Source organism: Streptomyces sp. NPDC090021, assembly GCF_044748225.1.
Taxonomy (GTDB): Bacteria; Actinomycetota; Actinomycetes; order Streptomycetales; family Streptomycetaceae; genus Streptomyces.
On the sequence record NZ_JBIVFO010000009.1, the window covers coordinates 59,436 to 71,906 of the forward strand.

The following is a 12,471-nucleotide window of genomic DNA, read 5'->3' on the forward strand; positions in this document are numbered from 1 at the left end:
TCAGGGAGCACTCGGCGTCGACGACGGGGCCCCGCCGCCGGCGCTCGGCGTCGGCGGCGGGTCCGGATCCGGATCCGACGGCGTGGGGGTCGGCGTCGGCCCGTGCGCCGGCACCGAGGGGCTCGGCGCCGGCCCGCCGGAGCGTGACGGTCCGGGGTCCGGGCCCGGACTCGGGCTCCCGTCCTGCCGCGAGGGGCTCGGGGAACCGCCCGGCCCGGGGGTGCCGGACCCGTCCCGCCGCTCCTCCTCCCCGCCGGCCGGACCGTGTCCGGGCGGGGTGGGCCGCTCCCCGCCCGCCGTGCGGGTCCCGCCGGAGAAGAGGGTGCCGCCGCCACTGCTGACGGACGTGCCCGCCAGTGCCTCGTAGGTGCCGAGGCCGCCGATGGCGAGGGCGAAGGCGGCGCCGGAGGCCACCGCGGTGCGCTTCCATCCGCGCGTCCGGGTGCCGTGCACGGTGGCCGCGCCGAACTCCTCCGCCGGGCCCGCGGCCACGGCGGCCTCCTGCTCCTCGTGGCGCGGCGGCACCTGACGGGCCCTCGGCCGCGTGCTCTCGCGCAGCTGGTCGCCGGTGCGCCGGAACAGGTGCTGGATGACGGGTCCGCCGGCGGTGGCGACGACGCTGACCACGCCGGCGCCGAGGATGGTCCCGTAGACGCCCATCTTCGAGGCGAGCAGGGCGGCGGCGACGGTGGCGAGGGAGGAGCCGGCGACCTGGGCCACGCTCAGGTCGAGCTTTTTCGCCTCCGGTTCGGCCTCGACGTCACCCGTCGTCCTCTGACCCATCGCCATCCCCTGTGTGCCCGGCCTCTCGTGCTTCTGCTCTTTCAGCAGTTACTGACAGCTGAGCGAAGGGGATAGTTCCGTTTCGGGTGATTCTGTGAAGCAGGACACCCGCGACAAGTCGGTACACACGGGCGGGACCCGACAGCGGGCAGCCCAACTCCCGCCGTCCGGGGAAACTTCGGCGGCGCGGCGGTCCACCCGGGTGGCCCGAATGGAGTACTGTGGCGAGCCCTGGGTCTGTCCTTCCTTTCGGATGTCCGGACCCGGGAGAGGGGGCCGGCTGACGGAAAGCGGCACTCGAAGACCGGCGATGCCGCGGCATTGCACGGTTCCTGCTGCGCACAGTAACCACTTGGTCACTGTGCGTGCCCAACAGGTAACCGTGCCATAACGGCGATCAAGGGCGCATGCCCGACACGCCGGTTTAACTCGGCAAGGTTGTGGCAGGCTGCACCCGGGCAGGCCACACTCGACTAGCGGAAGCAGCGACGCACGTGACGTCGGCAGGCACCACCCGGGAGGTCCCCATGCCCGAACTGCGTGTCGTGGCCGTCTCCAATGACGGCACACGACTGGTGCTCAAGGCTGCGGACAGTACGGAGTACACGCTTCCGATCGATGAGCGGCTTCGGGCTGCGGTACGCAACGACCGCGCACGCCTGAACCAGATCGAGATCGAGGTCGAGAGCCACCTCCGCCCCCGCGACATCCAGGCCCGCATACGAGCCGGTGCCTCCGCGGAGGAGGTCGCCCAACTCGCCGGCATCTCCGTCGACCGCGTCCGCCGCTTCGAGGGCCCCGTGCTCGCCGAGCGCGCCTTCATGGCCGAACGCGCCCGCAAGACCCCGGTGCGCCGCCCCGGCGAGAACACCGGGCCGCAGCTGGGCGAGGCCGTGCAGGAACGTCTGACCCTGCGCGGGGCCGAGAAGGACTCCGTCCAGTGGGACTCGTGGCGCCGCGACGACGGCACCTGGGAGGTCCTCCTGGTCTACCGGGTGGCCGGTGAGCCCCACTCGGCGAGCTGGACCTACGACCCGCCGCGCCGGCTGGTCGTAGCCGTGGACGACGAGGCGCGTTCGCTGATCGGCGAGTCGGAGGACCTGCCGGCGGCGCCGGAGCCGAGCTTCCCCTTCGTGCCGAGGATCGCGCGCCTGCCGCGCGACCGGCCGCTGGACCGTGCCCTGGACCGGCAGCTGGAGCGGGTCGAGCCCCGGCCCGCGCCCGTACCGGAGCCGGAGGAGGAGCGGGACACCCTGACCAGCCTGCTGGAGGCGGTACCGAGCTTCCGCGGCGACATGGTCGTCCCCGAGCGCACCGAGCCGACGGACACCGAACCGGAGGCGGAGGAGCCGCCGGCCCCCGCCGCGTCGGCGGGTGCGGGCGCCGCGTACGCGGACGTCCTGATGCCCCGGACGGTGGCGGGCCACCGCGACCGGCTGACGGGCACCACCGACCGGCAGGCCGAGGCCGACGGGGTCCGCCCCGGGCGCCGCGCGGCGGTGCCGAGCTGGGACGAGATCGTCTTCGGCACCCGTCGCAAGAAGCAGGAGTAGCTCCCGGGGCCGGGCCGTGCCCGGCCCCGGCCGGCTACTGGGGGTCCGGACCCGTGGCCACCGGACGGGCCGGGTCCGCGCACCAGTGCGACCAGCTGCCCGCGTAGAGGTCGGAGTCGATACCGGCCACCTGCAGCGCGAGCACCTCATGGGCTCCGGAGACCCCCGAACCGCAGTACACGCCCACGGGCGTGCCCGCCGAGGCGCCGAGCGCCGCGAACCGGGCCCGCAGTGCGTCCGCCGGCAGGAAGCGGCCGTCGGGGCCCACGTTCTCGGTGGTCGGGGCCGACAGCGCGCCGGGGATGTGGCCGCCCACCGGGTCGATCGGCTCCACCTCACCGCGGTACCTCTCCCCCGCCCGGGCGTCCAGGAGGACGCCTTCGCGCGCCCGCAGCGCCGCCGCATCGGCGTCGAGCAGCCCCAGAGCACCCGGGGTTGGCTTGAAATCGCCCTCAACCGGAATCACCCGTTCGGCCGTGAGTTCGCCTCCCGCCGCCGTCCACGCGGCCAGGCCGCCGTCCAGGACTCGCACGTTCGGGTGACCCGTCCAGCACAACAGCCACCACGCGCGGGCCGCCGCCCAGCCCTGGCCTCCGTCGTACACGACCACGGGCGCGTCCGCCGGGACCCCGGCCCGGCGCATCGCCGCGCCGAAGGCCTCCGCGTCCGGCAGCGGGTGGCGTCCGCCCGCCCCGGCCGGACCTGCCAGTTCGCGGTCGAGGTCGACGTACGCGGCGCCCGGCAGGTGTCCGGCCTCGTACGCGGGCCGCTGGTCGGGGCCGCCGAGCTGCCAGCGGACGTCGAGCAGGACCGGCGGCCGGGAGCCCGCCAGCTCGTTCCTCAGTTCGGCGACGGAAAGGATCGCAGTTTTCGCAGTCATGGCGGCCATCTTCCTCCCCGCCCGGCACCCGCGTAACAGGGCTGTCATCAGCGGGGCACCCTCTTCCGGTCAACTCCGTTCCGGACCACCGGAATGCGGCGCGGTCGGGGAGCGCGGCGTGCGCCGGAGTGGAACCATCAGCACCGGTGACGGCACGACGGAGGAGACGGCTGACATGACCCAGGCGGCGGAAGCGACCCGGCGCACCCCCGGCACCCCGTGCTGGGTGAGTCTCATGGCGCACGGCCTCGGGAGCACCGAGGACTTCTACGCCGACCTGTTCGGATGGGAGTACGTGCCCGGGCCGGAGCAGCTCGGCCCGTACGTCCGTGCCGTGCTGGACGGCCACGAGGTGGCGGGGATCGGCGAGATGCCTCCCGACGGGCATCTTCCGATGGCGTGGACCACGTACCTGGCCACGGACGACGCCGACGCGACCGCCGAGTCGGTCCGGGCGTGCGGCGGCACGGTCGCGGTGGGACCGCTGGACGCCGGTATCGCGGGACGGGTGGCGATCTGCTCGGACCCGCTGGGAGCGGTCTTCGGGCTGTGGCAGGCGCAGGCCCACCTGGGCGCCGGGCCGCACGGCGGTCCGGGCACCCCCGTCTGGCACGAGCTGATCACCCAGGACACCTCGACGGTCGGCAAGTTCTACGAGCACGTATTCGGCCATGAGGCGCAGACGCATGTCACCGCCTCCGACGATTTCGACCACCTCACCCTGAACCTGGCGGGCCGGCCGGTCGCCGCCGTGCACGGCGTGGGCCGTTCGCTGCCGCACGACCGGGGTCCGCACTGGCTGGCCTACTTCGAGGTGGAGGACGCCGACGCCGCCGCGAGCCGGGTCGAGGAGCTCGGCGGACGTGTCGTCGAGCCGCCGCGGGAGGGCATGCGCGGTCGGCAGGCCACGGTCGCGGACCCGGAGGGCGCCGTGTTCGCCCTCCTGCGGCCACGGCGTCCTTAGGGGTGTCCCTCGGGGCCGGCGCCGAGGGACCGCTCGGCTCCAACGCCTCGGGCACGTCCGCGCTGCACCGGACGTGCGCTCCGGCCCCTGGGCCACTCGGGCACCCGGTCGCGTGGTGCTTCGGGTGCGACCGCAGGCGCACCGCGCGGCGGGGCGGAGGGGGCGCCGCGGCCGTCGGCCGGAGGTGCGAAGGCGTCGTGGGGGTGCTGCAATGAGCTGGTGGGCTGCCCCACCGCAGTGGCGCGGCTCACGGCGCGGTCACCCCCACCGCATCGCACGTGAGGAGTGGTGATGAGCGACGACATGAGCGAAAACATCGAGACGATGGGGCCTGTCGACTACCTGATCGTCGAGTTCCCGGGCAACAGGATGAACGGTGAGGGCCTGCCCCTGCTCGTCGACCTCGTGGACCGCGGCATCATCCGCATCCTCGACCTGGTCTTCGTCCGCAAGGATGCCGATGGTTCGGTCGTCGCCCTGGGGCTGAAGGACGCCGGTGGCGGCGAGATGGACCTGACCGTGTTCGAGGGCGCGGCCTCGGGCCTGCTCGGCCAGGACGACATCGACGAGGCCGGTGCCGCCCTGGAGGCCGGCAACTCCGCCGGGATCCTGGTGTACGAGAACGTCTGGGCGGCGCCGTTCGCCCGTGCCCTGCGGCGCAGCGGTGCGCAGCTCGTGGCCGGCGGCCGGATTCCCGTCCAGGCACTGCTGGCCTCGCTCGACGCGATGGAGGCGTGAGCCCCGTCCGCGGCCGGCCGGCGGCGGGCAGCCGCCCGGGCCACCGGCCTGCGGCACATGACGACCCGCGGACCGGACGCGCGGTGCGCCCGGCCGCCCCTTGGCAACCTGGGAGATGACCCCCATGCCCGGACTTCTTCGCGGTGTCGCCCGCACGGCCGTCGTGGCCGGAACCGCCACCGCGGTCTCCAACCGCGTGTCACGGCGGCAGGCGGGCCGCTGGTCCCAGCAGGAACAGCAGCAGGCGTACGAGCAGCAGCAGGCCGCCGCCGCGCCGCCGCCCCCGCCGCCCGCCCCCGCCGCCCCGGCCCCGCCCGCCGGCGACGACATGACCAGCAAGCTCGACCAGTTGCAGAAGCTGGGCGAGCTGAAGGCCCAGGGGCTGCTCACCGAGGAGGAGTTCACCCAGCAGAAGAGCAGACTCCTCGGCTGAGGCTGAGGAGCCGGTCGCTCACGGGGGACGGGAAGGGATGGCCCCATGACGGCACCGCGTACCCCGGCACCGGCGTCCGCCGAACCGCCTGCGGAGGGCGACCGGTTGCGGGACGTGCTCCGTACGCCGGGCTACCTGAAGCTCCTCGTCCTCTGCGCCCTCATCGGCATCCCCATCTCCCTCGCGGCGTTCTGGTTCCTGGTCGGTCTCCACCAGCTGGAGCACCTGATGTGGAACGACCTCCCGGAGGCGTTCGGCTGGAGCGCGCCGCCCTGGTGGTGGCCGCTGCCCCTGCTGGCGGTGGCCGGTGTCCTGGTCGGGCTGGTGGTGACCCGCCTGCCCGGCGCGGGCGGGCACATCCCCGCGTCGGGACTGCATGCCGGCGGTTCCTCCTCCGCCGCGCTGCCGGGTGTGATCCTGGCGGCCGTGCTCAGCCTGCCGCTGGGTGCGACCCTCGGCCCCGAGGCCCCGCTGATCGCCCTCGGCGGGGGGCTCGCGCTGCTGTTCCGGGACCTGGCGCAGGCGCCGGCGACCCCGCAGAGCACGGCCATCCTGGGTGCGGCCGGCGCCGCGGCGGCCATCTCCGCGATCTTCGGCAATCCGCTGATCGGTGCCGTGCTGCTGATGGAGGTGGCCGGCGTGGGCGGACCGCAACTGTTCTCGATCATGCTGCCGGCCCTGCTGTCCAGCGGGGTCGGCGAGCTCGTGTTCACCGGCTTCGGCCGCTGGACGGGCCTGGCGACGGGCAGCCTGACGCTGGACCTGGACTCGCCCTTCCCCCGGCTCGACGCCGCCGACGTGCTGTGGTCGCTGCTCCTGGCGGTCGTCATGGGCGTCTTCATCCACATGGTGCTGGCCGGCGGCCGGTTCGCGTCCGTCTACGTGGCCCGGCGGCCGGTGGCCCATACGACGGTCTGCGCCGTGGCGGCCGGTGCCTTCGGCGCGCTCTACGCGCTCGTCACCGGCAACTCCCCCGTCGACGTGGCGTCCTCGGGCCAGGCCGTGATGGGCAGCATGGCCGCCGATCCGCAGGCCTGGGGCATCGGGGCGCTGATCGCGGTCCTGCTGTGCAAGGGCGCGGCGTACGCGCTCTGCCTGGGCAGCATGCGCGGCGGCCCGATCTTCCCCGCACTGTTCCTGGGCGCCGCCGCGGGCCTGCTGTTCGCGCCGCTGCCCGGACTGGGTGTCGTACCGGGCATGGCGGCCGGCATGGCGGCCGCGGCCACCTGCGCGCTGCGGCTGCCGGTCAGCAGCGTGGTGCTCGTCGTCCTGCTGCTCGGCAGCGGCGCGATGATCCCCGTGATCATCCTCGCGTCCGTGGTCGCCTTCGTGGTGACCGAGCTGCTGCCGCCCGGGCCGGAAGTCCCCCCTGTGGGCAGGGCGGTCGCCGTTCCCGCGGCCGGGGCGAAGTGAGGAAGGAAGGAGGCACGTCATGACGAGTCATGCGGGCGGAGCACGCCCGAACGGCGTGGCGTCGACCGCGCGGAAGGGCGGCTTCAGCGCCCGCAACGGCTGGCTGCTCTTCGCCGGGTTCCTGATGATCTTCGGCGGACTGATGATGGTGTTCTCGGGCATCTCCGCGCTCGCCGGGGACGACGTCTTCGTCCCCACCCCGCACTACGCCTACGAGCTGGACCTCACGGGCTGGGGCTGGATCCACCTCGTCCTGGGCGTCGTGCTCTTCCTCGCCGGGTTCGCCGTGATCAAGGGCGCCCTGTGGGCCCGCGTCGTCGGCCTGGCGCTGGCGGGCCTCAGCATGGTCGCGAGCTTCATGTGGCTCCCGTACACGCCCTTCTGGGCGCTGGTGCTGCTGGTGGTCGACGGTCTGATCGTCTGGGCCCTGTGCACGGCGCCCGGTCTCCTGGAGGACTGATCCCGGTGCCGGTGGAAGCCGCGCCGCCGACCCCGCTGGTGCTCGTCGTCGGGGTGTCCGGCTCGGGCAAGACCACGGTGGCCCGGCTGCTCGCGAAGCGGCTCGGCTGGCCCCACCGGGACGCCGACGAGTTCCACTCCCCGGCCAACCGGGCCAAGATGGCCGCCGGCCACCCCCTCGACGATGCCGACCGGGCCCCCTGGCTCGCCGCCATCGGCGCCTGGCTGGACACGGAGTCGGCGGCGCACCGTCCTGCGGTCGTCACCTGCTCGGCGCTCAAGCGCTGCTACCGGGAGGAGCTGCTGCGCGGCCGGCCCGGGGCCCGCCTGCTGTACCTGCACGGGACGCCGGAGCTCGTACGGGCCCGCCTGGGGGCCCGGCACGACCACTTCTTCCCGCCGGCCCTGCTGGACAGCCAGTTCGCCGACCTGCAGGAACCGGGGCCCGACGAGCACCCCGTCGTCGTCGAGGTCGACCAGCCGCCGCAGGCCGTGGCGGCGGCCGCGCTCTCCCTGCTGGACCTCGCCGTCCCTTCCCCGTCGTCCGAGGAGGCCCCCATGTCCGAGCAGACGCCCCGGTGCGCGGGCCCCACGGGTGAGCAGTGGGAGCTGCGCCACGGCGGGCAGCGCGCCGTGGTCGTCGAACTCGGGGGCGCCCTGCGCCACTACGAGGCCGACGGCGCGGACCTGCTGGACGGGTTCGCCGCCGACGAGCCGGTCACCTCGGGGCGCGGCCAGCTGCTCGTGCCCTGGCCCAACCGGGTGGGCGGCGGCCGCTACCGCTTCGACGGCGCCGACCTGCAGCTTCCGCTGAGCGAGCCGGAACGGCACAACGCGATCCACGGGCTGCTGCGCTGGACCCCGTGGCGGCTGCTCGCCCACTCCGGCGACGCGGTCCGGGTGGGCACCACCCTCCACCCTCAGCCCGGATACCCCTTCCTGCTGGAGGTGTTCGCCGAGTACCGGCTCGACGACGACGGCCTGGCGGTCCTGGTCGGCGCGGTCAACGCGGGCCCCACGAGGGCCCCGTACGGGGTGGGGCAGCACCCGTACCTGACGGTCGGCACCGCTCTCGTCGACACGGCGCTGCTCACCGTGCCCGCCCGTCGGCGGCTGACCACGGACGAGGAGGGCCTGCCGACGGGCGAGGAGCCCGTCGAGGGCACGGCGTACGACTTCCGCTCCGCCCGGCCCATCGGCGCACAGGCGTTGGACACCGCCTTCACCGCACTCGAACGCGACGCGGCCGGGCGGGCCGTGGTGCGGCTGGCGCACCCGTCGGGGCGGCGCGGGACCGACCTGTGGCTCGGCGAGGGCACCCGGTACGTGCAGGTCTACACGGGCGACACCCTGGGAGAGCCCGGGCGGCGCCGGCGCGGTGTCGCCGTGGAGCCCATGTCCTGTCCGGCGGACGCCTTCCGTACCGGCAGCGGCCTCACCGTCCTGGATCCGGGGGCCGGCCATGTGCTCCGCTGGGGCCTGCGCCCCTGGGGAAGCGCGGGCCCGGGCGGGATCCGATGACCCGGCCCCCCGGACCTCCGGCGCCACCGCTCATGAGCACGGAGGAGTTCCGGACGCTGTACGGGCGGCTGCACCGGGCGGCGCGGTCCGGCGGGGACGGCCACCGGCGCGGGGCGCTGCGCCACCTGACGCCCGCACGCGTCACGGCGGCCGCGGCCGAGGTACGGCTCGGGCACACGGTGTCCCTGGCCGCGCCGATCGAGACCTGGCCGGGGCCGGACAACCCCGAGCCGGCGAAACACCGGATGACCGGTCCCGCCCCCGGTGAAGCCGGGGCCGACGGGCTGCACTTCGCCCTCGACCGGTTCGCCATGAACGTCCACGGGGACGCCGACAGCCACCTCGACGCGCTGAACCACGTGCTGTACGACGGCGAGCTCTACGACGGGGTCCCGGCCGGCGACGCGACGGCCCCGGAGGTCCGTGCGCTCTCCGTGGACCTGGTCCGGGAGGGCATCGTCGGCCGGGGTGTGCTGCTGGACGTCCCGCGGCTGCGCGGCGTGCCCTGGCTGGAGCCGGGGGACCACGTGACGCCGGAGGACCTGACGGCCGCCGAGGCCGCCGAGGGGGTCCGTGTCGGTCCCGGGGACCTGCTGCTGGTCCGGGTGGGGCACCGGCGCCGCCGCGGGGAGCTGGGGGCGTGGGAGGCGGCCCGGGCCCGGGCGGGCCTGCACCCGCGGGCCCTGACGTTCCTGGCCGAGCGGGAGGTCTGCGTGCTGGGCGGCGACGGCAACAACGACACCGCCCCCAGCCCGGTGGCGGGCGTCGCCTTCCCCGTGCACGTGCTGGCGGTGCACGCGATGGGCGTGCACCTCATGGACTACCTGCAGTTCGAGGAACTGGCGGGGGCCTGCGCACGGGCCGGCCGCTGGAGCTTCCTGTGCGTGGTCGCGCCGCTGCGCCTGCCGGGTGCCACCGGCTCCCCCGTGAACCCCCTCGCCGTCCTGTGACGGGGCCCCGCGCCGGGGCCGCCCGGCCGGGTCGCCGTCCGGTGGAAGGGCGGCTAGCTTCGATGGAGTGGGAATGCTTGGCCTCCGCACCGCGGAGGGAGAGGTCCCCGGCCCGACGGGCGGGGCCACGAGCCCAAGGACGGTGGTCGACGTGGGCGACTCTCCCCACTACGACGTCATCATCATCGGCACCGGCGCCGGGGGCGGCACCCTCGCCCACCGGCTGGCGCCCTCCGGCAAGCGTGTGCTCCTCCTCGAACGCGGCGGCTGGCTGCCGCGGGAGCGGGACAACTGGGAGTCCACGGCCGTGTTCGTCAAGGGCAAGTACCGGGCCCCGGAGTTCTGGTTCGACCGGCACGGCAACGAGTTCCCGCCCGAGGTCAACTACTACGTCGGCGGCAACACCAAGTTCTACGGAGCCGCCCTCTTCCGGCTGCGGCCCGAGGACTTCGGTGAGATCCGGCACCACGGCGGCCTCTCCCCCGCCTGGCCGCTGCGGTACGAGGACCTGGAGCCGTACTACACGCAGGCCGAGCACCTCTACCGGGTGCACGGGCGGCACGGGGAGGACCCGGGCGAGGGCCCGGCGAGCGCCCAGTACGCCTATCCGCCGGTCGAACACGAGCCGCGCATCCAGCAGTTGAGCGACGACCTGGAGAAGAGGGGGCTGCACCCCTTCCATCTGCCCATCGGGGTGGACCTGGTGCAGGACGCCGACGGGCGGGCCGTCCCCTCCAGCGTGTGCATCCGCTGCGACCGGGTGGACGGCTTCCCCTGCCTGGTGCGCGGCAAGTCCGACGCCCAGGTGATCTGCGTGGAGCCCGCCCTCGAACACCCCGGTGTGGAGCTGGTCACGGACGCCCACGTGGTCCGGCTGGAGACCGACGCGGCCGGGCGCAGCGTCACCGCCGCCGTGGTCAGGCTGCCCGACGGTTCCGAGACCCGGTTCTCCGCGGACGTCGTGGTCGTCTCCTGCGGGGCGGTCAACTCCGCCGCGCTGCTGCTGGCCTCGGCCAGTGACCGTCACCCGCGCGGGCTGGCCAACAGCTCCGACGTGGTGGGCCGGCACTACATGCGGCACAACAACCTGGCCCTGATGGCGGTGTCGAAGGAGCCCAACCCCACGCAGTTCCAGAAGACCCTCGCGCTGCACGACTGGTACCTGGGCGCGGACGACTGGGACTTCCCGCTGGGCGGCATCCAGATGCTGGGCAAGTCGGACGCCGAGCAGATCCACGGCGAGGCCCCGCGCTGGGCCGGTGCGCTCACCCCGGACATGCCCTTCGAGGTGCTGGCGCACCACGCGGTCGACTTCTGGCTGTGTGGCGAGGACCTGCCGCAGCCCGGCAACCGGGTCACCCTGGACGGTGACGGCGCCATCCACCTCGCACTCGACGAGAAGAACAACATCGAGGGCCTGAAGCGGCTGCGGCACAAGCTCCAGAGCATGCTCGGACACCTGGGCATGCACGAGCACCACCTGCTGCCGCACAGCATCTACCTGCACAAGGGCATGCCGATCGGGGCGACCGCGCACCAGGCGGGCACCGTCCGCTTCGGCACGGACCCGGCCTCCTCCGCCCTGGACGTCAACTGCAAGGCGCACGACCTGGACAACCTGTACGTGGTCGACACGAGCTTCTTCCCGAGCATCGGCGCGGTCAACCCCTCCCTGACCGCGATCGCCAACGCCCTGCGGGTCGGCGACCACCTCCTGGCCCGGCTGAACTGACCGGCCCGCCCGGGCCTGCGCCGACCGGAGGAAGATCCTCGGCCGAACGGCCCAACCGGGACCCGGCCGGCGGGCCCCCCGCCACGGCCGGTGATTACGTGGGCGGTCGGTCCGGGCCGCCCGCGGCCCGGGCGCGCCGGAACCGCTCGTCGAGGAGGCAGCACAACGTGGATTCCACCGTGGGCGCACCGCAGGGTGTGTTTCCGGCTCACCTGCTGAAGGGCCAGAAGGCGCTGGTCACGGGCGCCAACTCCGGTATCGGGAAAGCGACCGCCATCGGGCTCGGCAAGGCGGGCGCCGATGTGGTCGTGAACTACGTGGCGGACCGGGAGTCCGCGGAGGCGGTCGTCCGGGAGATCACCTCCTTCGGGGTGCGGGCGGCGGCGTACGAGGCGGACGTGTCCCAGGAGGACCAGGTCGTCGCCATGGTGGACCGGATGGTCCGGGAGTTCGGGACGATCGACATCATGGTCGCCAACGCCGGCCTGCAACGGGACGCCGCGTTCACCGAGATGACCCTCGCCCAGTGGCAGAAGGTCCTGGACGTCAACCTGACGGGCCAGTTCCTGTGCGCCCGGGAGGCGACGAAGGAGTTCCTGCGGCGCGGCGTCGTGCCCGAGGTGTCCCGGGCGGCCGGAAAGATCATCTGCATGAGCTCGGTGCACCAGGTCATCCCGTGGGCGGGCCACGTCAACTACGCGTCCTCCAAGGGCGGCGTGCAGATGATGATGGAGACCCTGGCCCAGGAGCTGGCGCCGCAGAAGATCCGGGTGAACGCCGTCGCCCCCGGGGCCATCAGGACGCCGATCAACCGCGGTGCCTGGGAGACCGAGCAGGCCCGCGAGGACCTGCTGAAGCTGATCCCGTACGACCGGATCGGCGATCCGGACGACATCGCCCAGGCGGTCGTCGCGCTCGCCTCCGACCTCATGGACTACGTGGTGGGAACCACCCTCTACGTCGACGGCGGGATGACCCTCTTCCCCGGATTCGCCACCGGCGGCTGACCGCTCCCCCCTCCGCTCGTTCTAGCAGCGAAGGCACG

12 protein-coding genes are annotated in these 12,471 nt (G+C 73.9%); 10 read left to right on the forward strand and 2 right to left on the reverse strand.

Annotated elements, in window-relative coordinates; all coding sequences use genetic code 11:
- Positions 1-783, reverse strand: a complete 783-nt coding sequence (locus ACIPXC_RS09065) for a hypothetical protein (protein WP_401615102.1) — start codon at positions 781-783, stop codon at positions 1-3.
- 527 nt (positions 784-1,310) lie between these two features.
- Here ACIPXC_RS09065 and sepH point away from each other — a divergent pair.
- A complete protein-coding gene (sepH, locus tag ACIPXC_RS09070; RefSeq protein WP_401615104.1) occupies positions 1,311-2,336 on the forward strand; it encodes a septation protein SepH in 1,026 nt (341 codons plus the stop codon).
- A gap of 34 nt (positions 2,337-2,370) precedes the next feature.
- Here sepH and ACIPXC_RS09075 read toward each other — a convergent pair whose 3' ends face one another.
- Positions 2,371-3,216, reverse strand: a complete 846-nt coding sequence (locus tag ACIPXC_RS09075; protein WP_401615106.1) for a sulfurtransferase — start codon at positions 3,214-3,216, stop codon at positions 2,371-2,373.
- A 175-nt stretch (positions 3,217-3,391) separates the two neighbouring features.
- Between ACIPXC_RS09075 and ACIPXC_RS09080 the strand changes: the two genes are divergently transcribed.
- The 9 genes from ACIPXC_RS09080 (at position 3,392) to ACIPXC_RS09120 (ending at position 12,433) form a co-directional block, all read left to right on the forward strand.
- On the forward strand, positions 3,392-4,180 hold the full coding sequence (locus tag ACIPXC_RS09080; RefSeq protein WP_401615279.1) for a VOC family protein: 789 nt from the start codon (positions 3,392-3,394) through the stop codon (positions 4,178-4,180).
- 291 nt (positions 4,181-4,471) lie between these two features.
- Complete coding sequence (locus ACIPXC_RS09085) at positions 4,472-4,918, forward strand: DUF6325 family protein (protein ID WP_401615108.1); 447 nt, start codon at positions 4,472-4,474, stop codon at positions 4,916-4,918.
- Positions 4,919-5,042: 124 nt separating this feature from the next.
- Entirely contained in the window at positions 5,043-5,351 is a 309-nt protein-coding gene (locus ACIPXC_RS09090; RefSeq protein WP_401615109.1) for an SHOCT domain-containing protein, read from the forward strand.
- Positions 5,352-5,396: 45 nt separating this feature from the next.
- Positions 5,397-6,764, forward strand: coding sequence for a chloride channel protein (locus tag ACIPXC_RS09095; protein ID WP_401615111.1), 1,368 nt, complete (start codon positions 5,397-5,399; stop codon positions 6,762-6,764).
- 19 nt (positions 6,765-6,783) lie between these two features.
- Positions 6,784-7,224, forward strand: coding sequence for a hypothetical protein (locus ACIPXC_RS09100; protein WP_401615113.1), 441 nt, complete (start codon positions 6,784-6,786; stop codon positions 7,222-7,224).
- Between the two features lie 5 nt (positions 7,225-7,229).
- A complete protein-coding gene (locus ACIPXC_RS09105) occupies positions 7,230-8,744 on the forward strand; it encodes a gluconokinase, GntK/IdnK-type (RefSeq protein ID WP_401615114.1) in 1,515 nt (504 codons plus the stop codon).
- Between the two features lie 32 nt (positions 8,745-8,776).
- Positions 8,777-9,694, forward strand: coding sequence for a cyclase family protein (locus tag ACIPXC_RS09110; RefSeq protein ID WP_401615116.1), 918 nt, complete (start codon positions 8,777-8,779; stop codon positions 9,692-9,694).
- A 151-nt stretch (positions 9,695-9,845) separates the two neighbouring features.
- Entirely contained in the window at positions 9,846-11,426 is a 1,581-nt protein-coding gene (locus ACIPXC_RS09115) for a GMC oxidoreductase (RefSeq protein ID WP_401615118.1), read from the forward strand.
- Positions 11,427-11,638: 212 nt separating this feature from the next.
- Positions 11,639-12,433 (forward strand): SDR family oxidoreductase, encoded by a 795-nt coding sequence (locus ACIPXC_RS09120; protein WP_401615281.1) that lies wholly within the window; start codon positions 11,639-11,641, stop codon positions 12,431-12,433.
- Positions 12,434-12,471: the final 38 nt, after the last annotated feature.